Annotated in this window: 27 protein-coding genes; 14 read left to right on the top strand and 13 right to left on the bottom strand. The window is 68.5% G+C overall.

Annotated elements, in window-relative coordinates; all coding sequences use genetic code 11:
- Positions 1 to 10: 10 nt before the first annotated feature.
- Both can and RHOOR87_RS0108560 read left to right on the top strand, forming a co-directional pair.
- Positions 11 to 676, top strand: a complete 666-nt coding sequence (gene can, locus RHOOR87_RS0108565; protein ID WP_015447195.1) for a carbonate dehydratase — start codon at positions 11 to 13, stop codon at positions 674 to 676.
- Positions 673 to 1,104: a Rid family hydrolase gene (locus tag RHOOR87_RS0108560; RefSeq protein WP_015447194.1), complete on the top strand. Its 432-nt coding sequence runs from the start codon at positions 673 to 675 to the stop codon at positions 1,102 to 1,104. The genes can and RHOOR87_RS0108560 overlap by 4 nt, the downstream gene beginning before the upstream one ends.
- Before the next feature lie 84 nt (positions 1,105 to 1,188).
- Here RHOOR87_RS0108560 and RHOOR87_RS19800 read toward each other — a convergent pair whose 3' ends face one another.
- Positions 1,189 to 1,446: a hypothetical protein gene (locus RHOOR87_RS19800; protein ID WP_155950211.1), complete on the bottom strand. Its 258-nt coding sequence runs from the start codon at positions 1,444 to 1,446 to the stop codon at positions 1,189 to 1,191.
- A gap of 188 nt (positions 1,447 to 1,634) precedes the next feature.
- Positions 1,635 to 2,414, bottom strand: coding sequence for an N-formylglutamate deformylase (gene hutG, locus RHOOR87_RS0108555; protein ID WP_015447193.1), 780 nt, complete (start codon positions 2,412 to 2,414; stop codon positions 1,635 to 1,637).
- 147 nt (positions 2,415 to 2,561) lie between these two features.
- Here hutG and RHOOR87_RS20735 point away from each other — a divergent pair, with 147 nt between their 5' ends.
- From RHOOR87_RS20735 to RHOOR87_RS0108530, 5 genes are all read left to right on the top strand, one after another.
- Complete coding sequence (locus RHOOR87_RS20735) at positions 2,562 to 2,762, top strand: hypothetical protein (protein ID WP_027484791.1); 201 nt, start codon at positions 2,562 to 2,564, stop codon at positions 2,760 to 2,762.
- A gap of 171 nt (positions 2,763 to 2,933) precedes the next feature.
- Positions 2,934 to 4,379 carry a hypothetical protein gene (locus tag RHOOR87_RS0108545; protein WP_015447191.1) on the top strand — a complete coding sequence of 482 codons (1,446 nt, stop codon included), beginning with the start codon at positions 2,934 to 2,936 and terminating at the stop codon, positions 4,377 to 4,379.
- A gap of 486 nt (positions 4,380 to 4,865) precedes the next feature.
- Entirely contained in the window at positions 4,866 to 5,252 is a 387-nt protein-coding gene (locus RHOOR87_RS0108540; RefSeq protein ID WP_015447190.1) for a BlaI/MecI/CopY family transcriptional regulator, read from the top strand.
- 1 nt (position 5,253) lies between these two features.
- Positions 5,254 to 6,474 carry a TonB family protein gene (locus RHOOR87_RS0108535; protein WP_015447189.1) on the top strand — a complete coding sequence of 407 codons (1,221 nt, stop codon included), beginning with the start codon at positions 5,254 to 5,256 and terminating at the stop codon, positions 6,472 to 6,474.
- A gap of 126 nt (positions 6,475 to 6,600) precedes the next feature.
- Positions 6,601 to 7,146 (top strand): C40 family peptidase, encoded by a 546-nt coding sequence (locus RHOOR87_RS0108530; RefSeq protein ID WP_027484789.1) that lies wholly within the window; start codon positions 6,601 to 6,603, stop codon positions 7,144 to 7,146.
- Between the two features lie 171 nt (positions 7,147 to 7,317).
- Here the strand turns inward: RHOOR87_RS0108530 and RHOOR87_RS0108525 are convergent, their stop codons facing one another.
- On the bottom strand, positions 7,318 to 7,803 hold the full coding sequence (locus tag RHOOR87_RS0108525; RefSeq protein ID WP_027484788.1) for a peptidylprolyl isomerase: 486 nt from the start codon (positions 7,801 to 7,803) through the stop codon (positions 7,318 to 7,320).
- A gap of 54 nt (positions 7,804 to 7,857) precedes the next feature.
- The gene (locus RHOOR87_RS0108520) at positions 7,858 to 9,090 is read right to left on the bottom strand and encodes an MFS transporter (RefSeq protein ID WP_027484787.1); all 1,233 of its coding nucleotides are present in this window, start codon (positions 9,088 to 9,090) and stop codon (positions 7,858 to 7,860) included.
- A gap of 105 nt (positions 9,091 to 9,195) precedes the next feature.
- On the opposite strand from RHOOR87_RS0108520, the gene RHOOR87_RS0108515 reads away from it, so the two are divergent.
- Positions 9,196 to 9,852 carry a class I SAM-dependent methyltransferase gene (locus RHOOR87_RS0108515; protein WP_027484786.1) on the top strand — a complete coding sequence of 219 codons (657 nt, stop codon included), beginning with the start codon at positions 9,196 to 9,198 and terminating at the stop codon, positions 9,850 to 9,852.
- A gap of 170 nt (positions 9,853 to 10,022) precedes the next feature.
- The gene (locus RHOOR87_RS0108510; RefSeq protein WP_027484785.1) at positions 10,023 to 11,351 is read left to right on the top strand and encodes a DEAD/DEAH box helicase; all 1,329 of its coding nucleotides are present in this window, start codon (positions 10,023 to 10,025) and stop codon (positions 11,349 to 11,351) included.
- 69 nt (positions 11,352 to 11,420) lie between these two features.
- On the opposite strand, the gene fghA is transcribed toward RHOOR87_RS0108510, so the two are convergent.
- Complete coding sequence (gene fghA / locus RHOOR87_RS0108505; RefSeq protein WP_027484784.1) at positions 11,421 to 12,269, bottom strand: S-formylglutathione hydrolase; 849 nt, start codon at positions 12,267 to 12,269, stop codon at positions 11,421 to 11,423.
- A gap of 155 nt (positions 12,270 to 12,424) precedes the next feature.
- Here fghA and RHOOR87_RS0108500 point away from each other — a divergent pair, with 155 nt between their 5' ends.
- From RHOOR87_RS0108500 to RHOOR87_RS0108490, 3 genes are all read left to right on the top strand, one after another.
- Positions 12,425 to 14,284, top strand: coding sequence for a DEAD/DEAH box helicase (locus tag RHOOR87_RS0108500; RefSeq protein ID WP_027484783.1), 1,860 nt, complete (start codon positions 12,425 to 12,427; stop codon positions 14,282 to 14,284).
- A 69-nt stretch (positions 14,285 to 14,353) separates the two neighbouring features.
- Positions 14,354 to 15,970 carry a sulfotransferase gene (locus tag RHOOR87_RS0108495; protein ID WP_027484782.1) on the top strand — a complete coding sequence of 539 codons (1,617 nt, stop codon included), beginning with the start codon at positions 14,354 to 14,356 and terminating at the stop codon, positions 15,968 to 15,970.
- 410 nt (positions 15,971 to 16,380) lie between these two features.
- Positions 16,381 to 17,976, top strand: a complete 1,596-nt coding sequence (locus RHOOR87_RS0108490) for a hypothetical protein (protein WP_027484781.1) — start codon at positions 16,381 to 16,383, stop codon at positions 17,974 to 17,976.
- Between the two features lie 83 nt (positions 17,977 to 18,059).
- Here the strand turns inward: RHOOR87_RS0108490 and RHOOR87_RS0108485 are convergent, their stop codons facing one another.
- Both RHOOR87_RS0108485 and RHOOR87_RS0108480 read right to left on the bottom strand, forming a co-directional pair.
- Complete coding sequence (locus RHOOR87_RS0108485) at positions 18,060 to 18,446, bottom strand: YkgJ family cysteine cluster protein (RefSeq protein ID WP_015447182.1); 387 nt, start codon at positions 18,444 to 18,446, stop codon at positions 18,060 to 18,062.
- 166 nt (positions 18,447 to 18,612) lie between these two features.
- Positions 18,613 to 19,473 carry a neutral zinc metallopeptidase gene (locus RHOOR87_RS0108480; RefSeq protein WP_027484780.1) on the bottom strand — a complete coding sequence of 287 codons (861 nt, stop codon included), beginning with the start codon at positions 19,471 to 19,473 and terminating at the stop codon, positions 18,613 to 18,615.
- Positions 19,474 to 19,596: 123 nt separating this feature from the next.
- Between RHOOR87_RS0108480 and RHOOR87_RS0108475 the strand changes: the two genes are divergently transcribed.
- Positions 19,597 to 19,986 carry an MAPEG family protein gene (locus RHOOR87_RS0108475; protein WP_007510431.1) on the top strand — a complete coding sequence of 130 codons (390 nt, stop codon included), beginning with the start codon at positions 19,597 to 19,599 and terminating at the stop codon, positions 19,984 to 19,986.
- A gap of 113 nt (positions 19,987 to 20,099) precedes the next feature.
- The gene (locus tag RHOOR87_RS0108470; RefSeq protein WP_015447179.1) at positions 20,100 to 20,927 is read left to right on the top strand and encodes a CPBP family intramembrane glutamic endopeptidase; all 828 of its coding nucleotides are present in this window, start codon (positions 20,100 to 20,102) and stop codon (positions 20,925 to 20,927) included.
- Here RHOOR87_RS0108470 and RHOOR87_RS0108465 read toward each other — a convergent pair.
- The 6 genes from RHOOR87_RS0108465 to RHOOR87_RS0108440 form a co-directional block, all read right to left on the bottom strand.
- The gene (locus RHOOR87_RS0108465; protein ID WP_027484779.1) at positions 20,911 to 21,498 is read right to left on the bottom strand and encodes a Maf family protein; all 588 of its coding nucleotides are present in this window, start codon (positions 21,496 to 21,498) and stop codon (positions 20,911 to 20,913) included. The genes RHOOR87_RS0108470 and RHOOR87_RS0108465 overlap by 17 nt on opposite strands.
- Positions 21,495 to 21,944, bottom strand: a complete 450-nt coding sequence (locus tag RHOOR87_RS0108460; RefSeq protein WP_007510421.1) for a GNAT family N-acetyltransferase — start codon at positions 21,942 to 21,944, stop codon at positions 21,495 to 21,497. The genes RHOOR87_RS0108465 and RHOOR87_RS0108460 overlap by 4 nt, the downstream gene beginning before the upstream one ends.
- Before the next feature lie 21 nt (positions 21,945 to 21,965).
- Positions 21,966 to 22,436, bottom strand: a complete 471-nt coding sequence (gene rlmH, locus RHOOR87_RS0108455) for a 23S rRNA (pseudouridine(1915)-N(3))-methyltransferase RlmH (RefSeq protein WP_027484778.1) — start codon at positions 22,434 to 22,436, stop codon at positions 21,966 to 21,968.
- Between the two features lie 14 nt (positions 22,437 to 22,450).
- Positions 22,451 to 22,837, bottom strand: a complete 387-nt coding sequence (gene rsfS, locus RHOOR87_RS0108450) for a ribosome silencing factor (protein WP_007510416.1) — start codon at positions 22,835 to 22,837, stop codon at positions 22,451 to 22,453.
- Between the two features lie 106 nt (positions 22,838 to 22,943).
- Positions 22,944 to 24,011: a nitronate monooxygenase gene (locus RHOOR87_RS0108445; protein ID WP_015447175.1), complete on the bottom strand. Its 1,068-nt coding sequence runs from the start codon at positions 24,009 to 24,011 to the stop codon at positions 22,944 to 22,946.
- Positions 24,012 to 24,104: 93 nt separating this feature from the next.
- Complete coding sequence (locus RHOOR87_RS0108440) at positions 24,105 to 24,407, bottom strand: pentapeptide MXKDX repeat protein (protein ID WP_027484776.1); 303 nt, start codon at positions 24,405 to 24,407, stop codon at positions 24,105 to 24,107.
- Between the last annotated feature and the right edge of the window lie 58 nt (positions 24,408 to 24,465).

The raw sequence follows: 24,465 nt of genomic DNA, 5'->3' as shown, positions 1-24,465 counted from the left end.
TGGAGTCCTGATGAATTCACTGAAAGATCTGCTTGCCAACAACCGCCGCTGGGCCGCCCAGGTCACCGCGCAGGACCCGACCTTTTTCGAACAACTCTCGCAGCAGCAGGCGCCGCGTTACCTGTGGATCGGCTGCTCGGATTCACGCGTGCCGGCCACGCAGATCGTCGACCTGCCGCCGGGCGAGATCTTCGTGCACCGCAACGTCGCCAACGTGGTGGTGCACACCGACCTCAACGCGCTCAGCACCATCCAGTTCGCGGTCGACGTGCTCAAGGTGAAGCACATCCTGGTGGTCGGCCACTACGGCTGCGGCGGCGTCGGTGCGGTGCTGAAGGAAAGCCGCCTCGGCCTGATCGATAACTGGCTCAGGCATATCACCGACATCGCCATGAAGCACGCCGACAAGCTCGACCCGGCGCAATCGTTCGCGATTCGGCATGCACACCTGTGCGAACTCAACGCGCTGGAACAGGCGCTCAACGTATGCCACACCACGGTGGTGCGCGAGGCGTGGGAGCGTGGCCAGCAGCTGGCCGTGCATGCGTGGATCTATGGCCTCGACAATGGGCATATCCACGACCTGGGCCTGGACGTGCGCAGCCGCGAACAATTGCCTGAGGCCTACCAGCAGGCAGTGATCGAACTCACTCGCCGCTGGGAAGGCGCCGCGTGAGCAGCGACAGCATCCGCACCGACGCCGCCCCTGCGCCGGTCGGCGCCTACCCGCACGCGCGGCGCGTCGGCAACCTGCTGTTCCTGTCCGGCGTCGGCCCGCGCCAACCCGGCAGCAATGCGATTCCCGGCAACGTGCACGACGCGGACGGCCGCCTGGCCGGCTACGACATCGAGGCGCAGTGCCGGCAGGTGTTCGCCAACGTGCGCGCCGTGCTCGAAGCCAGCGGCGCACGCTGGGAGGACCTGGTCGACGTCACCGTGTTCCTTACCGACATGCAGCGCGACTTCGCCGCCTACAACCGTCTCTACGCCGAGTATTTCGCCGGCGTCGACGCCTGCCGCACCACGGTGGGCATCGACGCCCTGCCCACGCCGATCGCGATCGAGCTGAAGTGCATCGCCGCCTTGCCGGCGCCGCCGCACTGAGCCCTGCAAGCGGCACGCGAACCAGCTGCACATGAAAAACCCCGCCGGATGGCTCCGGCGGGGTTCCGGGCTGCTACGACCGCATCAACCCGCCGTCGACGCAGGCGCCGGTGCTGCGTCTGCAGCCGCCTTGTGGCTCTTGTGATGATGGGACTTGTGGTGCGACTTGTGGTGCATGGCCGTTTTCGGCGCGGCGTCCGCTGCAGCAGCGGGAGCCGCCGCCGGGGCTGCCTGCGCCGCCGGAGCAGCTGCCTGCGGGGCAGCAGCGGCCTGGGCCAGCACGGAACCGGAAAGCACAACGCCCGCCACGAGCAGGGCAGCGGTCAGAAGTTTACGCATCATGATGTCGAGCCTCGGACAATGAAGGTATCGCGGACCCGGCCGGAACCCGGCAACTCGGGCGGCGCGACGAACCGACGATGCGACGGCGAGGGAATACCAGGGCTGAATGGAACACGGACTTTCCCGCGCGACAGGCGCACGGGATCTTGACTTTCACGGCAGCCGATCGTGCCCGCAATTCCTTGCGCTCATGCCAGGCAGAGCTGCAGCATCCGGCCGATCAGCTCCTGCACCTCGGGCGCTTTCGCCTCGTCGTACGCGAAGCTCGCTTCGTCCATGTAATTGAGCTGGGCCAGTTCCAGCTGCACGGCCTGCACGCCGGTCGCGGGCGTGCCGTAGTGGCGCGTGATGTAGCCGCCCTTGAAGCGGCCGTTGACGGCAAAATCGAAGCGCGACTGCGACGCCAGGCAGGCTTGCAACCGATCCTGCAGCGCGGGGGTGCAGCTGGCCCCAGCCGCCGTGCCGAGGTTGAAGTCCGGCAACCGACCTTCGAACAGCATGGGCACCCGGCTGCGGATCGAATGCCCTTCCCACAACACCGCGCGGCCATGCTCGGCGCACAGCCGTGCAAGTTCCTGCGCGATGGCCTGATGGTAGGGTTGCCAGCAATCGTTTATGCGCCGTTGGATTTCGGCGGCATCCGGCTCGGCGCCGTCCCGGTACAGGGGTTTACCATCGAAACCAATCAAGGGAACCAGGCCAGTCTCGCGCTGCCCGGGATACAACGCATGGCCGTCGGCGGGACGATTCAGGTCGACGACGTAGCGCGACGCCCGCGGCTTCAGCACGCTGGCGCCCAACGCTTCGGCCAACGGCTGGTACAGCCGACCGACATGCCAGTCGGTGTCCGGCGCACGGCGCGCCGCCGAGTGCATCCGTGCGGCGATATCGTCGGGAATGAAGCTGCCGTCGTGCGGCAGGCTGATCAACAACGGTGCGCGACCGCGCTGCAGGGTGAATGGGGCCATCGGCGCATTGTACCCAGTCCGCCCGCCGGGCCGGCAGGCGCTTGCCTGCCGGAGCATACGCCGGCACGCTAGCCCCGGATCATCCACGGGGGGTTGCATATGCCGGCCAGAGCGCTGTTCCGATTGATTCCCGTCCGCAACCAGCCCATGCTGGCGCACCTCGTCAACACGCAGCGCCCGGAATGGCTCACCCTGCACGGTGAACGCCTCCCGTACACGACCAGCACGACCCTGTGCCGCGTCACCACGCCCTGCGTCGTCGACGCGCACTATGCCGACGAAGACGGGAGCGCGATCGCCGCCGACCGCTACGCCTTCATGCAGGACGACACCGTGAGCAAGCTGTGAGGCCCGGCCACTACCGGCTGCGCGCATGGGACATCCGCCGCAGAACCCTGTCCGAGCAGGTCATCACGACCAACGAACGTCAAGCCATCAGGAAAACCCAATGACGTTCCTTGCGTGGCACATCGGGGAAACCTAGTCTGGATTCGGATAACGCATCGCAGGTGAAAAATCATGCATCAGCGCCCGTCTGCCGCCACATGGATCCTGCTGGCACTTGCAATCGCCTGCACCGGAGCTCACGCCGCGCAAAAAGAAGCGCCGCCGAATCTGTTCGATCAACTGCAGTCGTTGAGCGGAGAACTGGCCCGGTACGATTACCTCATCGCGACAACGCCCCAGCTGACCGGCAACGACCAGTCGCTCGCCCAGCAGATGCTGGCCTTCAGCGAAAACGAGCTGGGGCTTTACAGCGAGGCGGTTCGCGATTTCCCGCTGCGCAACGAACTGCCAAAAGGATTGACCGCACCGCAAGCCGATCGCTGGCAGGCGGTGGACGGGGTCGATGCCATCGCCGCGCTGGCCCGCAACCGGCGCCTGGTGATGGTGAACGAGGCCCATCACGACGGTCATACCCGCGAGCTGACCCTGATGCTGCTGCCGCGCCTGCGTGCGGAAGGCTACACGCACTTCGCCGCCGAAGCCCTCGACCGTCGGGATGTTCCACTCATGAAACGCGGCTACCCGGTGACCAGCAGCGGCAGCGAATACCTCCACGAGCCGTTGTACGGCGACATCGTGCGCGAGGCCATCCGGCTGGGCTACGTCATCGTTCCCTATGAAGCGGTCGATGCCACGCCGCAGGGCCGCGAGGACGGCCAGGCCAGGAACCTGTACGAGCAGGTCTTTGCCCACAACCCCGAGGCGAAGCTCTTCGTGCACGCCGGTTATGCCCACATCGACAAGCAGCGCGGCCGGATCGGCTCGACCAGGCCGATGGCGATGCAATTGAGCAAGCTCAGCGGCCTCGATCCCCTGTCGGTCGACCAGACCGACGTCCGGGAAGAAAATCCGGAGAATGAAGCCTTGGCGTACCACGCGTTCCGGCACGCCTTGCGGAAATACGAGACGCTCACGCAAACGGCCAGGCAATCACTGAACTCCAATGGCCCCGGTGACCTGCCGGCACGCCCGGTGACCGGTATTTACACCCGGATCGTCGCCACGTTCCACCCCAGCGGACCGATCGCGCTTCTGCGGACCGCCGACCACACCCCATGGAGTGCCAGGCCCGGCGCATACGACCTCAACATCATTCTGCCGCCGGCCAACCCGGTGCCTTCCGATTACACGCAAGGCCCGCTCTGGCTGTCGATCGACGGCGAGAAGCGCGCCGTGCTGCCGCCTGCCAACAACGGCCACCGGCCCGACTGGCTCTCGCTCGGCGGCCAGCGCGTCGCCGTGCCCGTCGACAGCGAGTCCTGCGAGCAGAAATTTCCGTGTCTGGTCGAGGCGCATTACGCCACGGAATCCGCCAACGCCATTGCCGCCGACCGCTATCTCTTCCTGCGCCATGCGAAAAATGTACTTTACCTGCGCCCCGGCACCTACCGGTTACGCAGCATCGGCGCCGACGGGCGGACCATGAACGAACACACCATAGCGGTCGCGACTCCCTGACTCGATCCGCCTTGCGGCCGCCAACAGCGCGCCTACCCGCTTGCACCCTGCTGGCGGCGGCGTCTCGATTGACCCGGATGGTGGTCTGGTCTGCGCCATCGGTTCCACGCCCGGCGATTTCGCCCGCTCGTTGTCGGTTGCGGCCTCGGGCGCCAATGACGCGGCAACTCGGAAGATCGTCGCGGGCAGGTTGTTCCCGGAGAGTTTCCTCGTTGGGCCGCCGCGGCAAGGCCATCGTGCAACCCTGGTCTGCCAGGGTTCTGTCGTGGCACCGCGTGTCTTCAAACATGTCCGGGACGTCCAGGCGGCAAGAGCTTGCCGTCCGCGGCGGTACTCCCTGGCTCTTCCGGGACATCGCGCCAACCCCGTCCAGGCACGGCCCCGATCCGTCCGCTTTCCTGCGCGTTGCGCAGACGCTTGCCACAAAAGAATTACACGCGTAGTCTTCGTTTTGAACTACACATGTAATCCAATGGCGGGACGCTCATGCCGGACAAACCCATTGCCATCAGCGAAGCCGAGAGCCGGGTCATGGAGCTGCTGTGGCAGCAGGCTCCGCGAACCTCCGAGGAGATCGTCGCCGCACTGCTGCAACCCACCGGCTGGCACGAGAAAACCATCCGCACCCTGCTCAGCCGCCTGCTCGGCAAGGGCGCGGTAGCTGCCGAGCGGGATGGCCGGCGCTACCTCTATTCGCCCACGCTGACCCGCGGGCAATGGCAATCGCAGGAAAGCCGCAGTCTGCTCGATCGTGTGTTCGGCGGTCGGCTTTCGCCGCTGCTGGTGCATTTCAGTGCCCACGAGAAACTGGGCGCGAAGGACATTGCCGAACTGCGCAAGCTGCTCGACGCCATCGAGAAGAAGGACCGTTGACATGGATGCCGCCGCGCTGCGCTCCTTGCTGCTGGTGACCGCGGCGATTTTCCTGGTGCTGCTGGTGCGACGCCCGCTGCGCCGCGGCTTCGGCGCGGGACCGGCCTTCACGCTGTGGCTGTTGCCGCCGTTGATGGCAACGCTACCCTGGATACCGACACTGCCAGCCCCTCTGCTGACGTTGCCGAGCATCGAGGTGCTGTCCGGCAACCTCGCCATGGCCGTCGCTCCGGCCCACCACGGCTCGCGAGGGATCTGGCTGGCGTCGGCGTGGTTGCCTGGCGTGCTGTTCTGCCTGCTGCGTCTGGTCGTGCAGTACCTGAAACTTCATCGGCACAGCCGTCCGCTACCGGAGGCATGGCAGCCGGCCTTGCGGTCGGCAATGGACACGCTCGACCCGCACCGCCTGCGTCTGCATCCGGCCGGTCCGGCCGTGCTATGGGCGCCACGCAGCCTGTTGCTGCTGCCGCCAGATTTCATGCAGCGTTTCGGCGCCACCGAGCGTCGGCTGGTATTGCGTCACGAACTGACCCACCTGCGTCGCGGCGATGCGCTGTGGAACCTGCTGGCCGAGCTGGCCGGCGCGCTGTTGTGGTTCCATCCGCTGATGTGGCTGGCGCTGCCGCGTTTCCGGCTCGATCAGGAGCTGGCCTGCGACGAACGCGTGCTGCGCCACTCGCCGCAGGATGAAGCGGGCTACGCGCAAACCTTGCTGCACAGCGCCGGCATGTCCCCCGCACCGGCGCTGATTCCCTGGCTCGCCGAGCCACAACTCAAGGAGCGACTCACCATGATCCAGCGTCATCGTCCCGGCGCCCTGCGCCGTCGCATCGGTTGTCTTGCACTCGCCACGCTGATGGCAGGCGGCGTATTCGTGGTCCAGGCCAGCACTGGGCCATCGTCCGATCGGCAAGCCGAATCGGACCTGACCTACAACGCAAAACTCCAGCCCCGCTACCCGGCTCCGGCGATCAAGAACAACGAGCAAGGCACGGTACTGCTCACGGTCCAGGTCCATGCCGACGGTACGGTGGGCACCATCGCCTACGACCCTAAGCACAGCACCACCACGTCTGCTGACCTGATCGCCGCCGCCAGTGATGCGGCAAGGCAATGGCACTTCAATCCGCAGATGAAGGACGGGAAGCCGGTCGATGGCTATGCGCGTGTGCCGGTCAAATTCGACCTGACGCCACTTCCGGACGGAGCCAACAAGGATTGAGTTGAGAAACTGAATTTAAAATGCAAAAAAGCGTATTGATTTGCATATGAATTATTGAATTGATAACCTCGGCACGCCCCACGCCGAGGTTGTCTCGTGAGTCCGCAGCCCGTCGCCCGATTTCCCTTGTCGTTAGCGCTGCCGCAGGTCGCACGCTGGGTGCTGCTTTTCTCTGCGATCGCCTTGCTGGCTGCGTGCGCCAGCAGTCCGCAACGGCGCCAGCCCACTTACAAAGCCTCGCACTCGGCACTGGCCGAGCTGCCGCCGCGCGCACCTTCGGCCGCCAGCGCTGGGGAAGCGAACGACATCCTGTTCCGCGCGATCGGCCTGGTCGGCACGCCGTACCGCTGGGGCGGCAACACGCCCGCCGGCGGCTTCGACTGCAGCGGCCTGGTCGACTACATCTACCGCACCGCCGCCGGCATCAAGCTGCCGCGCACCTCGCGCGACATGGCCTCGATGGACGCCCGCAAGGTGCGCAAGATGACCCAGCTGGCCAGCGGCGACCTGGTGTTCTTCGACATCGGCGGCGCGATCAGCCATGTCGGCGTGTACGTCGGCAAGGGCCGCTTCGTGCACGCGCCGAACAGCGGCGGCACGGTGCGGCTGGACGACATCGACGGGCCGTACTGGGGCGGCCATTTCGCCTATGGGAAGCGGGTGCTGGATTGAGGGTGGTGCGGGGAGCGCCCTTCCCGAATCTTCCGAAACAGCGAAGCAGGCAGCTGATAGATCGAGGGACGGACCGGCACCCTCATCCCAACCTTCTCCCGGTTGGAGAAGGGGCGAACGAATAACGGCGCCCGAGGGCGCCGTTATCGCGTTGGCTTCATTGAAGCGGGGTCAGTGCTCTGCACTGCCCGGCGCATGGGCGTGGCCGTGGGCGATCTCTTCCTCGGTGGCGTCGCGCACTTCACCGATGGCCACGTCGAAATGCAGGGTCTTGCCGGCCATCGGGTGGTTCAGGTCCACGTCGATCGCGCTCATGCCGACCTTGTGTACGGTCACCGCGCGCTGGCCGCCCTGCTTCAGCTGCAGCACGGTCGTCATGCCCGGCTTGAGCCGGTTCGCCTGCGGGAAGTACTTCTTCGACATGCGCTGGATCTGGCCCTCCTGGCGTTCGCCGTAAGCATCGGCCGGCGCCACGTCCACGCTCAGCGTCTCGCCGGACGCATGCCCTTCCAGCGCCGTTTCCAGGCCCGGGATCAGTTGGCCGTGCCCCAGCAGGATCCACAACTGCTCGTCGCGATCGTGCGAGCTCTCAACCTTTTCGCCATCCACCGTCAGCGTGTAGTGGAGTGCGATGACCTTGTCCTTGCCAGCCTTCATTGCCTGTCTCGTCGATGGGATCAAACGGCGGATTCTAGCAGTAGCCCGGCGACGCTAGGACTCGCGGTGACCGAAGCCTATCCCGCGCGCCTCCGGCCCCAGCCACAGCAGCAAGGTCAGCAGCAGCGCCACCAAGACCATCCACAGCGCCATCGCGAACGCGAAATCGCCGCCATGGCGCTGCGCCAGCCAGGTCTGCGCGGTGGCGGTGACCGCCGCCAGCAGGTTGCCCATCTGGTACGCAAACCCGGGCAAGGTGCCGCGCAGTGCGGCCGGCGACAGCTCGTTCAGATGGCTCGGCACCACGCCCCAGGCGCCCTGCACCATCACCTGGATCAGGAACGCGCCCAACCCCAGCAGGATCAGCGAGCCGCCGTACGTCCACAGCGGAATCACCGGTATCGCCAGCAACGCGGCGATCATCATCGCCTTGCGCCGGCCGATCCGCTCCGACAGCGCGCCGAAATACAGACCGCCCGTCAGCGCGCCGAGATTGAGCAGCGCCACCAGCACGAAGGCCGTGGCTGAGCCGGTAGGCAGGTGCAGGTTCACCTCCTCGAAGGTGTGGTACATGTCCTGCGAGCCGTGGCTGAACATGTTGAACGCCATCATCAGCAGCATCAGGTAGATCGCCAGCTTCCAGTGCCCGCGCATGGCCTCCCGCAAGCCGGGCCGCTTCGCCGCCCGCGCGCCCTCCTGCCATACCGCCGACTCCGGCACCTTGCGGCGGATGTACAGCACCAGCAGCGCCGGCAGCGCGCCGACCACGAACAGGCCGCGCCAGCCGATGTGGTCGACCAGCAACCAGTTCGCCAGCGCGGCGAGAAAGAAGCCGCACGGGTAGCCGCTTTGCAGCAGGCCGGACACCGCGCCGCGCGCCTTCGCCGGGATCGACTCCATCGCCAGCGACGCGCCGATGCCCCATTCGCCGCCCATCGCGACGCCGAACAGGAAACGCAGCACCAGCAGCGCGGTCAGCGACGAGGCAAACGCCGTGGCGAATTCGAACAGCGAGAACAGGATCACGTCGAGCATCAGGATCGGCCGCCGCCCGAAACGATCGGCCAACCGCCCGAACAGCAGCGCGCCCAGTGGCCGCGCCGCCAGGGTCAGGAACAGCGCGTAGGTGATCTGCGCCGTACCCACGTCGAACTCCTTCGCCACCGTGACGATGACGAAGGTCAGCAGAAAATAGTCGAACGCATCCAGTGTCCAGCCCAGGAAACTGGCCAGCACCGTGTGCCGCTGGACAGTATCGAGTTCACGCAAGGGTGCAAGCAGCGACATCGGTCTCTCCTCGAACGGGACTGCACGCACGGGGCGTGCCGGCGACGATGGTACTCGTGCACCCGATGGCCTAGGCTGGTCACCACCGAACAGCGGAGCCCGGATGTGGATCGCCACGGCCGCCAGCGCATCGCCCAGCTGTACGACAGCCCTCTGCAGCGCGGCTACGTCCGGAGCAAACTGGCCGGCGACCCGGTCTACGCGGCCACCGCCGCGCTGGTGGCCGGCACGGCGATGCCGCTGCTCGACATCGGCTGCGGCATCGGCCTGCTCGGGCTGTACCTGCACGCACGGGACCATGCCCAGCCTTACCTCGGACTGGATCACGATGCGCGCAAGATCGCGGCCGGGCAACGGGCCGCGCAGCGTGCCGGACTCGGCGCCTCGATCAGCCTGCGTCATGCCGACGTGGCCGAACTGCCGCCGATGCACGGCCACGTCGCGCTGCTCGACGTACTGCACTACCTGCCCGCCGAACGCCAGCCCGTCCTGCTGCGGGAAGCCGTCCGGCATCTGGCGCCCGATGGCTGCCTGATCATCCGCAACGTGCTGCGCGAACCGACCTGGCGCTTCCATGCCACCCGCGTCGAGGAGTTTTTCCTGCGCGTTTCGGGCTGGATTCCCGGCGGTGCGCAGCACTATCCGAGTGCCGGCGAAGTGCGCGCGCCACTGGAGGACGCCGGGCTCGAGGTGCGCATCGAACCGCTGCGCGGGCACACGCCGTTCAACAGCTATCTGATCGTGGCGCAACCGCACCGCTGAGATGATCGCGATGCGCCGTTCAGCTTAACGTCCCGCCAGCGCACGCAGCGGCGAAGGATCGGCTATACTCGTCCCTGCACTCGTCCTCACGCGTGCTGCGACACACCGTCGCCCCCTTCCCCTTAGTCTGCAACACGGTATGAACACTCCGGGTTGCTCAGGAGTGTTCCATGTCTTTCGATTCGCTGGGCCTTGCGCCCGCGTTGCTGCGTGCGCTTGCCGATTACGGCTACACCCAGCCCACCCCGATCCAGGCCGCCGCGATTCCGCCCGCACTGGAAGGCCACGACCTGCTCGCCGCCGCCCAGACCGGTACCGGCAAGACCGCCGCGTTCGCGCTGCCGCTGCTGCAGAAGCTCTCGACCAGCGGCCAGACCATGACCCGCCGCCCGCGCGCGTTGATCCTCACTCCCACCCGCGAGCTGGCGGCGCAGATCCACGAGAACATGCGCGACTACGGCAAGCACATCCAGGTCAGCGCCACCACCATCTTCGGCGGCGTCGGCATGGGCCCGCAGATCAACGCACTGCGTCGCGGTGTCGACATCGTCATCGCCACCCCCGGCCGGCTGATGGACCACATGCAGCAGCGCACGCTGGACCTGTCGGCGGTGGAAACGCTGGTGCTGGACGAAGCCGACCGCATGCTCGACATGGGCTTCCTGCCGGCACTGAAGCGCATCCTGCAGTCGGTGCCGAAGAAGCGCCAGACCCTGCTGTTCTCGGCCACCTTCGCGCCGGCGATCAAGACGCTGGCGATGGAGTTCATGCACAACCCGCGCGAGATCTCGGTCTCGGCGCCGAACACCGTGACCACCCTGGTCAGCCATCAGGTGCATCCAGTGGACGCCTCGCGCAAGCGCGACCTGCTGCTGCACGTGCTGTCGCAGGACAGCCGCCGCCAGAGCCTGGTGTTCAGCCGCACCAAGCACGGCGCCGACAAACTGGTCACCTTCCTCAACGCCTCGGGCCTGCGCAGCGCCGCGATCCACGGCAACAAGAGCCAGAACGCACGCACCCGCGCGCTCAGCGACTTCAAGAGCGGCCGCGTCACCGTACTGGTGGCCACCGACATCGCCGCGCGCGGCATCGACATCGAGCAGTTGCCGATCGTGATCAACTTCGACCTGCCATCGGTGGCCGAGGATTACGTGCACCGCATCGGCCGCACCGGTCGCGCCGGCATGGAAGGCCTCGCGCTGTCGCTGGTCAGCCACGACGAGTCCGGGCTGCTGTTCGACATCCGCAAGCTGCTGAAACAGGACATCGCGATCACCCCGGTGGCCGGTTACGAGCCGTCCGCCCCGCTGCGGCTGGATGCCGGCGCGCCGCGTCCGAAGCAGGGCGGCGGCGGTCAGCGGCAACAGCAACGCGCACCGCGGCAGGGCAAGCCCGCCGGCGCGGCGCGGCCGAACGGCTATGCGCCGCAGGGCCGCGGCGAGCACGCCGCCGGCAACCAGCGCCGTCGCTCGAACCATCGTCCGGCCGCCAAGGCCTGAGCGATGGCTTGAATGACACCGAACGTGGCGGCCTGATGGTCGCCACGTTCGTCTCGGGCGTCCGGAAATTCAGAGCAGACCCAGCACGGCCGCGTGATGGCGCAGGTGGTCGTCGATGAAACTGGCAATGAACCAGTAGCTGTGGTCGTAGCCGGCGTGCCGGCGCAGCAGCAGCGGCTGCCCCGCCTCGGCGCAGGCCTGGTCGAACAGCTCGGGTTTCAGCTGCGCCTCGAGGAAGCCGTCAGCTTCGCCCTGGTCGATCAGGATGCTGCCGGGAAAGGTCTGCCGCCGCACCAGTTCGCAGGCATCGTGGTCGGCCCACGCCGCCGGATCGTCGCCGAGATAGCGCGGCAAGGCCTTGCGCCCCCACGGCACCTGGCTGGGCGCCACGATCGGCGCGAACGCCGACACCGAGCGGTAGCGCTGCGGATGCTTCAGGGCCAGGGTCAGCGCGCCATGACCGCCCATCGAGTGGCCGCAGATGCCGCTCAGCGCGGCATCCACCGGGAACTGCGCGCCGATCAACGCGGGCAATTCGTCCACCACGTAACTCGCCATGCGGAAGCGCGCCGACCACGGTGCCTCGGTGGCGTCGAGGTAGAAACCCGCACCCTCGCCGAACTCCCAGTCGTCGGTGGCGCCGTCGATGCCGGTGCCGCGCGGGCTGGTATCGGGCATCACCAGCACCAGGCCCAGTTCGGCGGCCAGCCGTTGTGCGCCGGCCTTGATCGTGGCGGTTTCCTCGGTGCAGGTCAGTCCGGCCAGGAAATACAGCACCGGGCACAACTGCCGGCCGGCCTGCGGCGGCTGGTAGACGGCGAAACGCATGGCGCCGGCGCAGGCTTCCGAGTGGTGGCGGTAGAAGCCCTGGATGCCGCCGTGGCAGCGCTGTTCGGAGATCGTTTCGAGCATGCCCATCGTGGTCTTCGCTCCGCTGGCAAAGGCAACGCGGAGCATAACCGCGCGGCCGGCCCTTTCGCGTTCAGCCAGAATCGCCACGCGCATCCGAGGACACTGGTAGAATGGCCGACCCGCGCGCCGCAACCCCGGCGCTGCCTTCCCGAGGTTCCCCCATGTCGTCCCCCGCTCCCGACCACACCCCGGTGTCGTCCGGCTTCGGCGCACTCGCGCTGCACCCCGACGTCCAGCGCGTGCTGGCCGACGTCGGCTACGAGTCGCCCTCGCCGATCCAGGCCGCCACCATTCCGCCGCTGCTGGAAGGCCGCGACGTGCTCGGCCAGGCGCAGACCGGCACCGGCAAGACCGCCGCGTTCGCGCTGCCGATCCTGTCGCGCATCGAGCGCAGGCCCGGCAAGCCGCAGGCGCTGGTGCTGGCGCCCACGCGCGAGCTGGCGATCCAGGTGGCCGAGGCGTTCCAGACCTACGCCGCGCACGTTCCCGGCTTTCAGGTGCTGCCGATCTACGGTGGCCAGAGCTACGGCCCGCAGCTGCATTCGCTCAAGCGCGGCGTGCACGTCGTGGTCGGCACCCCGGGCCGCGTGATCGACCATCTGGACAAGGGCACGCTGGATCTCTCGGAGCTGAAATTCCTGGTGCTCGACGAAGCCGACGAGATGCTGCGCATGGGCTTCATCGACGACGTCGAGAAAGTGCTGCAGGCCACCCCGCCCGGGCGCCAGGTCGCGCTGTTCTCGGCGACCATGCCGGCGCCGATCCGCAAGATCGCGCAGCGACACCTGAAGGAGCCGGTCGAGGTCACCATCAAGTCCTCGACCACCACCGCGGCGAACATCCACCAGCGCTACTGGTTCGTCAGCGGCATGCACAAGCTCGATGCATTGACCCGCATCCTGGAGGCCGAGCCGTTCGACGCGATGATCATCTTCGCGCGCACCAAGCAGGCCACCGAGGAGCTGGCCGAGAAGCTGCAGGCGCGCGGCCTGGCCGCCGCCGCGATCAACGGCGACATCGCCCAGGCGCAGCGCGAGCGGGTGATCCAGCAGCTGAAGGACGGCAAGCTCGACATCCTGGTCGCCACCGACGTGGCAGCGCGCGGCCTCGACGTGGAGCGGATCAGCCACGTGCTGAACTACGACATCCCGTACGACACCGAAAGCTACGTGCACCGCATCGGCCGCACCGGCCGCGCCGGGCGCAGCGGCGAGGCGATCCTGTTCGTCAGCCCGCGCGAGCGCGGCATGCTGCACGCGATCGAGCGCGCCACCCGGCAGCCGATCGAGCAGATGCAGCTGCCGTCGGTCGAGGTGGTCAACGACGTGCGCATCGGCAAGTTCAAGCAGCGCATCAGCGACATGCTGGCGCAGGGCGAGCTGGAGCAGTTCCAGCAGCTGATCGAGCAGTACGAGCAGGAACACAACGTGCCGGCGGTCGAGATCGCCGCCGCGCTGGCGCGCATCGCCCAGGGCGACCAACCGCTGCTGCTGACGCCGCCACCGAAGCGCGAGAAGTACGAACCGGCCGCGCGCGAACACAAGCCGCGCGAGCGCGAAGGCACGCCCGCACGGGTCCCACGCGAACACAAGCCGCGTACGCACGAGCCGCGCCCGCAGGAGGGTGCGCCGCCGCGCGAGTCCGCCCAGCGCCCGCTGCGCGCGCACGCCACCGAGCAGGGCAAGCGCACCTATCGCATCGAGGTCGGCCACGAGCACGGCGTGAAGCCGGGCAACATCATCGGCGCGATCGCCAACGAGGCCGGCCTGGACAGCCAGTACATCGGCCGCCTCAGCATCCGCGACCACTACAGCCTGATCGACCTGCCCGACGGCATGCCGCAGGAAGTGTTCGAGCACCTGAAGAAGGTGTGGGTGGTGCAGCAGCAGCTGCGCATCCACGAGTGGGACGGCAACGACGCCGGCAACGGCGCGCCGCCGGCACACAAGCCGGGCGGCTTCAGGAAGCCCGCCGGCGTCAAGCCGCGGCCCGGCGCCGGCAAGCCACCGCGGCGCAAGTAGCCGCCACTCGATGAGCCGCGGCGCGGCCCCGTAAGATCGGCACCATCGCCGCCGCCGTGAAGCCGTCGCATGCCCACCCCCACCGTCGAACATCACCCATCCCGCGGCGCCGAGCCGCGGCTCGATGGGCTGGCTCCGGCCGCCCTGCCGCACCTGCAGGCGGCGGCCCATGCGATCCGCGACGGTGCCGAAGCGGTCGCGCGCCAGGCGCTGGATGCGGCGCTCGCGCTCGCCCCGGCGCATCCGGAACTGCTGCGCATGCTCGGCCTGCTGCACGCCCGCGCACAACGCCATGCCGAAGCCTGCGCGGCCCTGCAGCAGGCCGTGGCGCAATGGCCGGACTACGCGCTGGCGCACGCCGACCTGGGCAACGCGCAGCTCGCTGCCGGCGAGGCGGACGCGGCCTTTGCCAGCTGGCGGCGCGCCTGCGCGCTGGCGCCGCACGCGCCGATGCCGTGGTTCAATCTCGGCCGCAACCTGCAACTGCACGGCGACACCGCCGCGGCGATCGAGGCGCTTGAGCAGGCCCACGCGCTGGCACCGGAGTTCCTGCCGGCACTCATCCTGCTCGGCGACGCGCTGGTACACACCGGCCGCTTCGACGATGCGGCTGCCCGCTACCGTGCCGCGCTGGCGCTGCACCCGGCCTGCGGCGACGCCTGGCGCGGGCTGGCGAACATCAAGACGCGACCGCTGCCGGACGCCGACCGCGAACGCCTGACGGCCGCGCTGCGCCTGCCCGGGCTGAACCCCGCCGACCGTATCGCGATGGGCTTCGCGCTGGGCAAGGTGTGCGAGGACCAGCAGCGTTACGAGCAGGCCTTCGCCGCCCTGGACCAGGCCAATGCCGCACTGCGCCAGCTCCATCCATGGAACGCCGCCGCGTTCCGGGCGCATGCCGATGCCCTGTTTGCCGCTTCAAGCGGGCTGCCGACGGCGAGGGATCCGGCCCTGGGCCATGAGGCGATCTTCATCGTCGGCCTGCCGCGCTCCGGCTCCACCTTGTTCGAGCAGATCCTCGCCGCCCATCCCGAGGTCGAAGGCGCCAGCGAGCTGCCGGACCTGGAACAGGTGCTCGGCGAGGAATCCGCCCGCCGCCGCCAGCCGCTGCTGCAGTGGTTCGCCACGGCAACGGGCGACGACTGGCAGCGGCTGGGCCGACGCTACCTGGAACGCACCGCACGCTGGCGAGCGCACAAGCCGCGGCACACCGACAAGCTGCCGTCGAACTGGCTGCTAGCCGGCGTGCTGGGCGCGATGCTGCCGGGCGCGCGCATCGTCGACGCGCGGCGCGATGCGCTGGAAGCCGGCTGGTCCTGCTACAAGCAGCAGTTCTACCGGCTGCCGCATTTCGCCTGCACGCTGAGCGACATTGCCGCCTACCTGCGCGACTACCAGCGGATCATGGACGCGTGGCAGGCGGCCGAGCCGCAGCGCATCCGCCTCCAGCGCTACGAGGCGCTGCTGGCCGAGCCCGAGCGCGAGATCCGTGCGCTGCTGGCATTCTGCGGCCTGCCGTTCGACCCGGCCTGCCTCGCCTACCACCAGGCCAGCCGCAGCGTGCGCACGGCCAGCGCCGCGCAGGTACGCCAGCCGCTGCAACGCGACACGGCACGCGCCGACCGCTACGGCGCCCGGCTCGACCCGCTGCGCCTGGGCCTCGGCCTGCCGATGCTCAGCCGCTAGGAGCCCACGCCGGTCGTTCGCGCAGGCAACGCAGCGTTCGCCAAACGCGTGCACTCCACCGACGAACACCTGCTGCCGCCGTTCGTGGCACGCGGCGCCGCCGCTGCGAACGCCCCCTTCGCAACGGATCGACGCCGGCATCGACACGGGTTTCCTGGCCTTGGACATCTATCGGCTTGCGGGATAAGCGGCGGTCCGCCATCCAGCGCCGGATGACTTCTTCACGAAAAATTCCCGTCGAAGCGCTATGACTCCGCCGTTCCACCAGGGAGTCCGGGGGCGTGCGATGCCGACGTCGCGTGATGGTGGAACGGTTGTCGGATCCCCGTCGTGCCTGGCCACAAAAGCAGCGCAACGCCAGTCGCACGCGCCGATCCTTTCCGATGCCGTTACCTCGTGGAGGGGAACCCATGTCATCACGAAACTTGACCGGCCTGAGCATCGCGCTGGGCGCCGTTTTCGGCCTGGCGGCAAGCCACCAGGCCTTCGCCGAAAACGCGGCGCCGAAGGTGGAAGTGACGCCTGCCGTGAAGCACGACACCTTGCGCTCCCTGCGCGGCACCATGCCGCGCCCGGAAGATTTCTCGAAGAGTCCACGCATTCATCCGCTGCATCCGCTGCCACCGCTGGCTCCGGGCAACCAGACCGACGGCGCCGTGCAGCACACCGTCACCGGGGCGTTTGCGCCCGCGCTGGGCGCCGGCTTCGAAGGCGTCGGCCAGGGCTTCAGCGGCCCGCAGGGCACCTTCACCGTCAACAGCGCGCCGCCGGATACGAATGGCGCCGTGGGCGCGACCCAGTACCTGCAGATCGTCAACACCGGCTTCGCGGTGTTCGACAAAGCCAGCAAGGCGGTGATCTACGGTCCGGTGCCGAGCAACACCCTATGGTCCGGCTTCGGCGGCCCCTGTGAGGCCGACAACGACGGCGACGCCGTGGTGGTCTACGACAAGGCCGCCAACCGCTGGGTCGTCTCGCAATTCGCCGTCAGCGCCACGCCGTACTACCAGTGCGTGGCCGTGTCGGCCACCAGTGACGCCACCGGCGCGTACTACCGCTACGCCTTCTCCTACGGCAGCGTCTTTCCCGACTATCCAAAGATGGGCGTCTGGCCGGACGGCTATTACGAAACCTTCAACATGTTCACCAATACCTTCCAGGGCGCCAAGTTGTGCGCCTATGACCGCACTGCGATGTTGAGCGGCCAAGCGGCGACCCAGCAGTGCTTCCAGTTGTCCACCAGCTACGGCGGCGTGCTGCCGGCGGACCTCGACGGCGCCACCGCGCCGCCGGCCGGCGCGCCGAACTACATGCTGAACTTCACCAGCAACTCGCTGAACCTGTGGAAATTCCATGTGGACTGGGCGAACAGCGCCAACACCTCGCTGAGCGGTCCGATCAACATCCCGGTGGCTGCCTTTGCCACCGCCTGCCGGGGCGGCAGCTGCATCCCGCAGTACGGCACGCGGCAAAAGCTGGACTCGCTGGGCGATCGCCTGATGTTCCGCCTGGCCTACCGCAATTTCGGCGACCACGAGTCGCTGGTGGTCAACCATTCGGTGCAGGTCGGCGCCAAGCACAACAACCCCTACACCGGGGTGCGCTGGTACGAGATCCGCAGCCCGGGCACCACGCCGGTGGTCTACCAGCAGTCCACCTTCTCGCCGGACACCAGTTATCGCTGGATGGGCTCGGTGGCGATGGACAAGCAGGGAAACATGGCGCTGGGCTACAGCGCATCCAGCAGCGCGCTGCACCCGGCGATCCGCTACACCGGGCGACTGAGCACCGACGCGCTGAGCACCATGCAGGCCGAGAACAGCATCATCGAGGGCCAGGGCTCGCAAAGCGGCAGCAACCTGTCGCGCTGGGGCGACTACAGCGCGATGACGGTCGATCCGGTCGACGACTGCACGTTCTGGTACACCACCGAGTACCTGAAGAGCACCGGCTCGTTCAACTGGAACACGCGCCTTGCGTCGTTCAAGTTCCCGGGTTGCCAATAAACCGGTTCCGGTTATCCAGCATGCCCGTCACCCATCGCGGTGGCGGGCAGCTCTCTCCTGCTGTTTCGGACGCGGCAGCGCGCTCAGGCGCTCTGCGGCAGCGGCGGTTCGCCGGCGTCGAACGGGTCGAGCCAGTCCTCCGGCGTCAGCACCGGCAGGCCATGGGCGAGGCGTGCCTTGTCGCACTGCGGGCTGATCGTGCCGAACTCCCACGACGGCTGCACCTCGCGGCACACCGACGGCCGCTGCGGGTAGATGCCGCAATGCGCCGCCTCGCCCACCGTGCCCTGCAACGCCACGCAGCGCGGTTGCGCGGCGTTGGTGCCGCGCATCGCCAAGCGGTGCGGGTCGAGCTTCTCGGTCAGTTCCGGCGGTACGTTGCCGCCGAGGAAGGCTTCCGCTTCCGACCAGTGGAACGCCACGCGAAAGTACGCGCAGCAGGCACCGCAACGCAGGCAGGGATGTTGCATCGAATCGACCGTGGGCGCCCCGAGGCGCGCAGGAGGCGGATTCTAGTGCAGCGGACGTCCGGTGCGCAGCAGGGAAGCAAGCGCTACCCCTCCCTGCCCTCCCCTGCCGAGCAGGGGAGGAGATTCCGAAAGCCGGCAACCGCTGCGCGGCTGCCGGCTTGGTTACTCATGGCTCGCCGGCGAAGGTGTTGCAGCGGGCGATGTCGCCGCTGCCGAAGCCGGCCTTGAACCACTTCACCCGCTGCGCCGAGGTGCCGTGGGTGAACGTATCCGGCCGCACCCGGCCCTGCGCCTGCTGCTGCAGGGCGTCGTCGCCGATGTGGCTGGCCGCGTTGAGCGCCGATTCGATGTCGCCCGGCTGCAGCCAGTTCAGCTCCTGCTGGCTGTGGTTCGCCCACACGCCGGCGTAGCAATCCGCCTGCAGTTCCTGCCGCACCGACAGGCCATCGGCGCCATCCATCGGCACGCCGCGGCGACGCGCCTCGTCGACCTTGTCGAACACGCCGGTCAGCTTCTGCACGTGATGGCCGACCTCGTGCGCGATCACGTAGGCGCGGGCGAAGTCGCCGGAGGAATGCAGTTCGTCCTGCAGTTGCTGGAAGAACGTCAGGTCCAGGTACACCTTCTGGTCGCCCGGGCAATAGAACGGGCCCACCGCCGTGGTGGCGCCGCCGCAGGCCGTGTTCACGCCACCGCTGAACAGGTGCAGCTTGGGCTCGACATAGGTGGCACCGTGCGCCTGGAAGATCGCGCCCCAGCTCTGCTCGGTCGAATGCAGGATCGCGCTGACGAAGGCCTGCTGCTCGGGATCGACCTGGACCGGCTGCCCGGTCTGTGTCGGTGCGCCCGGCGGGGTGCCGCTCTGGTCCAGCAGTGCCAGCGGATTCTTGAAGAAGATCCAGCCCAGCAGCGCCAGCACGATCAGGCCGCCCAGGCCCATGCGGCCACCGCCACCGAAACGCGGGCCACCGCCGCCACCGTTGTCGACCTCGACATTGCTGCTGCTGCCGCCTTTTCGCCAATCCATAGGAATCCCTTGCTGACCGATGCACGCGCCCCGACGCCGCGTGGCGACGATAGCGCGTCGACCGGGATCACGCCACGGCATGCGCTGCCGCTAAAGTAGGTGACCTTTTGTGAGGATTTCAGCATGACCCACCTGCCCGCCCTGGTCACCCTGCTCACCGTGCTGCTGCTGTTCGGCACCATGTGGGCCGTCGGCCACGCCCGCGGCAAGTACGGGATCAAGGCACCGGCCACCAGCGGCGACCCCGCATTCGAGCGCGCCTATCGGGTGCAGATGAATACGCTGGAGAGCACGGTGATGTTCCTGCCCACGCTGTGGCTGGCGGCGAACTACGGCTTCAGCGGCTGGGCCGGCGTGGCGGGGCTGGTCTGGATCGTCGGCCGCGTGTGGTACGCGCTGGCCTACCTGAAGGATCCCGCCAAACGCGGCCCCGGCTATATGGTCGGCATGCTCGGCTGGGCCGCGCTGCTGGTGCTGGCCTGCGTCGGCGTGGGCCGCGCGATGCTAGTCTGAGCCCGCGGCCCGCAGGCCGCGGGCAATCCTGGCGGCCGACCGGCTTGCGCGGCAGGCCTGCAAACCACTAGCTTGGGCTCGCACCGTTCCCTGCCACAGGCCATGGTCACCGCATGCAGATCAGCAGCACCGAGGTCTCGCCCCTGTCGCCTCCGGATTCGCCACCCCCACCGCATGCCGGCCGCACCGCGCCCGGCCTGCGCGCCAGCGTGGGCATCATCGTCGTCTACTTCGCACTGCAGTTCGCCGTCAGCTTCCTGTTCGGGGCGGCGATCGCGGCGACGGCGGCTTTGCGCAACAACGGCGCGGGCATCGAGACGGCGATCCGCACCACGCTGGCGCAGCCGGCGATGCAGGCGCTGCTGGCGATCCTCTCGCTCGGCGTGGCCGCGCCGCTGACCCTGTGGCTGATGCGCCGCAGCTGGCCGGCGCTGTGGCCGCAGGCGCAGCCGCCGGGGTTCGGCTTCGTGCCTCCGCGCCAGCCCCTGTTCTTCGCGCTGGCGGTGCTGGTCGGACTGGCCGCGCCGTTCCTCGGTGCGCTGTTGACCGAGTGGCTGGCCCACGGCCACACGGTGACCCAGGACATCCAGCAGATCGGCGGCAACACCCCGCTGGGGCTGCGCATTCCGCTGGTGCTGGTGGTGGTGTGCGTGGGGCCGCTGGTGGAAGAGCTGCTGTTCCGCGGCGTGCTGCTGTCGGCCTTGATGAAGCGCGTGCATGTCGGCTGGGCGGTGGCCGGCAGCTCGCTGCTGTTTGCGCTGGTCCACCTGCCGGGGCTGGACTACCAGTGGTACGCGCTGCCGAACCTGCTTCTGCTGGCGCTGCTGCTGGCCGGATTGCGGCTGCGTTCGGGCTCGATCTGGCCGGCGGTGCTGGCGCATGGCGTCAACAACCTGCTGGCCGTCGCCGTCTGGTTCGTGGCGATCAACCCGCCGGGCTGATTCCGCCGCGGCGCAGGAGTCGCGCGGTCTCGAACAGCGGCAGGCCCATCACCCCGGAATAGCTGCCGTCGAGATGCTCGACCATCGCCGCGCCGCGGCCCTGGATCGCATACGCGCCGGCCTTGCCGAACGGCTCGCCGGTGGCGACATAGGCGGCGATCGCCGGCTCGTCCAGCGTGGCGAAGCGCACCTGCGACACGCACACCTCGCACCGCTCGCCGCCGCTGCCGACCAGCCACACCGCCGAGACCACCGCATGCGTGCGGCCCGACAGCCGGCGCAGCATCGCCGCCGCGTCGGCGGCGTCGCGCGGCTTGCCGAACACTTCGTCGTCGTCCAGCACCACCTCGGTGTCCGCGCCGAGCACGAGCGCGTCGCCAGCGTGCGCCAGCGCGGCGAGGCCGGCGCACGCCTTGTCGCGCGCCACCCGGCTCACGTAGTCGCGCGGCGATTCGCCCGGCGCACGCTGCTCGGGCACGTCGACGTCGAGCACGACGAAGTCCGCGCCGAGCTGCTCCAGCAACTGGTGCCGGCGCGGTGACTGCGAGGCGAGATAAAGCCTCGGGCTCACAGCGTCAGGCTGTATTCGCAGAACTGGTAGTCGCGCTGCCAGCCCAGCGCTTCGTACAGCGCCTGCGCCGGGGCATTGTCCAGTGCGGTGGACAACGAAAGGCTGGCCGCGCCCAGGGCGTGCGCATGTTCCGCCGCCGCCTTCAGCAACCCAGCTCCCACACCTTGCCGCCGCGCCGTCGCCGCCACGAACAGATCGTTGAGCAGCCAGGTGCGTACGGTGCGCACCGAGGAGAACAGCGGATACAGCTGGGTGAAGCCGAGCGCGGCGCCGTGCTCGTCCAGCGCCAGCAGCACCAGCGATTCGTGCTGGCGCAAGCGCTCCGCCAGGAAATCCCGCGCCCGTGCCAGGTCTGCCGGCTGGCCGTAGAACTGGCGGTAGCCGTCGAACAGCGGCGCCAGCTGGTCGAGGTCGAGAAGGGTGGCTTGCCGGACGTGGAAGGACATGGCGGGTGGGCTCCGTGGAGTTCAGGCGCGATGGTAGGGGTGGCCGGACACGATCGTGGTGGCACGGTACAGCTGTTCGGCCAGCACCAGCCGCACCAGCATGTGCGGCAGGGTCAGCGGGCCCAGCGACCAGCGCTGGTCGGCGCGCGCCAGCACCTCGGGCGCGTGGCCGTCCGGGCCGCCGACGAGGAACGCCAGGTCGCGCCCGGCCATGCGCCAGCCTGCCAGTTGGGCGGCCAGTTCCTCGCTGGACCAGCTCTTGCCCCGGCCATCGAGCGCGACCACGTGGATGTCGTGCGGCAAGGCCGCGAGGATCGCAGCGCCCTCGTCCTGGATCGCCCGCGCATCGTCGCGGCCCTTGCCGCGGTTGCCGGGTTTCAGCTCGACCAGCTCCAGCGGCAATTCGTGCGACAGCCGCTTGCGGTATTCGGCAAAGCCTTCCGCCACCCAGCCGGGCATGCGTTCACCGACGGCGATCAGGCGCGCGCGCATGCCGTGGGTTCGCCTCAGCTGGCTTGCGCAGCGTCGACTTCCTGCCCGTGGTCACCCACCGTCCACAGCCGCTCCAGGCCGTAGAACTCGCGGATGCGCGGCAGCATCACGTGGACGATCACGTCGCCCAGGTCGACCAGCACCCATTCGCCTTCCGTTTCGCCTTCCACGCCCAGCGGCATCACGCCCGCCTTCTTGGCGAACTTGCCCACTTCGTCGGCGATGGATTTGACGTGGCGGGCCGAGGTGCCGGAGGCGATCACCAGCAGGTCGGCGATGGAGGTCTTGCCGCGGACGTCGATCTCGCGCACGTCCTTGGCCTTCAGTTCTTCGAGCGCGTCGATGACCGACTTGCGCAGGGTAGCCGTGGTGACGGCCTTGTTGCTACGGGCTGTGCTCAAGAGGGTGGGCCTCGATGCGGGATCGCAGCGCAAAATGGCGCGGGCGCAGTATAACCGCGCAACCGCAACGTCACGTCAAGGTGCCCACCGTCACGGACAGGCCCGTTCAGTGCGCCAGCGAGCGCCTGGCCAAGCGGTATTCGTGCATCAGTCGCGCCACCAGCTCGGCGGCCGGCTGCGGGCGCACCAGCGCGGCGGCCTGGCCGCACCATTCGGACAACAGGTCGCCGCGCCCGGCGGCGGCCGCCGCGCGCCGCAGCGGCGCGGTGAGCGCGTTCAGCACCGGATACGGCAAGCCCTGCGCCGCTTCGGGCATCGCCTCGACGAAGCGGTTGCGCAGGCCGCGGGCGGCGCGGCCGGAGAAGCCGCGGATGGTGGTGACCCGGTGCTCCTCGACCTGCGGCAGATCCTGCTTCCACGCCTCGGCGGCCGAGCACTCCGGGCAGGTGAGGAAGGCGGTGCCGAGCTGGCTGGCCGCCGCGCCGAGCACTTCCGCCGCCAGCATGCCGCGGCCGTCCATGATGCCGCCGGCGGCGATCACCGGGATGTCGATCGCGCGCACGGCCAGCGGCAGCAGCGCGAACAGGCCGATCATCGCGTCCTCCGCCTCGTGCAGGAAGGTGCCGCGATGGCCGCCAGCCTCGGCGCCCTGCATGCACACCGCGTCGGCGCCGGCGCCGGCCCAGGCGCGTGCCTCGGCCACCGTGGTGGCGGTGCCGATCACGCAGATGCCGCGCCGATGCAGCTCGCGCAACTGCGCCGGGGCGATCACCCCGAACGTAAAGATCGCTGCCGCCGGACGCGCCTCGCACAGCGCGGCGAACTGCTCGGAGAAAAGCGGCGCCCAGCGCGGCGGAACGCTGGTGCGCACGTCGAGGCCTTCGCGCACCATCAGCGCATCAAGCTGCTCGCACGCTTTCGCCACCGCCGCCATGCCGGCCTCGAATTCGTCCGGCAGCACGAACAGGCCGATCGCATACGGTTGCTCGCCGAGCGCGCGGATCTGCGCCGCCTGGTCGAGGATCGCCTGCGGCTCCAGGTAGCCGGCGCCGAGCGAGCCCAGCGCGCCGGCATTGGACACCGCCGCCACCAGCGCCGGCGGCGTCGAGCCGGACATCGGGGCCTGGATCAGCGGATGCTCGATGCCGAGCCGGCTGGCGAACGATGTATCCATGGCGTGGCGGCCCGTGGCGGAAACGGACACAGTATCCGCCACTGCCACGCGCAGCAGAAGCCGCCGGCAGCTCCGCCTGCCGGCGGCAGGCGCTCAGCCGCCGGACTTCATCGCCGCGCCCTTCATGGCGTCGCCCTGCATGGCGTCACCCTTCATCGCGTCACTCTTCATCGCGTCACCCTTCATCGCTTCGTGCTTCATCGCTTCGTGCTTCATCGCATCGTGCTTCATGGCACCGTGTTTCATGCCGTCATGCTTCATGGTCGTTTTCTGCATGGCGTCGTGCGCCATGGCGGTGCTGGAGCTGGCGGCCATCGCGTCCTGTGCGAGCGCGGACGCGGTGGCGAGGCCGCAGGCCATGGATACGGCGAGAAGAGTGGCAAGTCGTGCGTTCATCGGAAGATCCTCGGGAGAAAGAAAGGGGAACGGCCACGCCGCCCCCTCGCTTCCTTCG

Origin of the sequence: Rhodanobacter sp. OR87, from assembly GCF_000473345.1 — a bacterium.
Classification (GTDB): domain Bacteria; phylum Pseudomonadota; class Gammaproteobacteria; order Xanthomonadales; family Rhodanobacteraceae; genus Rhodanobacter; species Rhodanobacter denitrificans.
The sequence above is the reverse complement of the archived record's forward strand: the minus strand, read 5'-3'. Positions and strand labels throughout refer to the sequence as shown.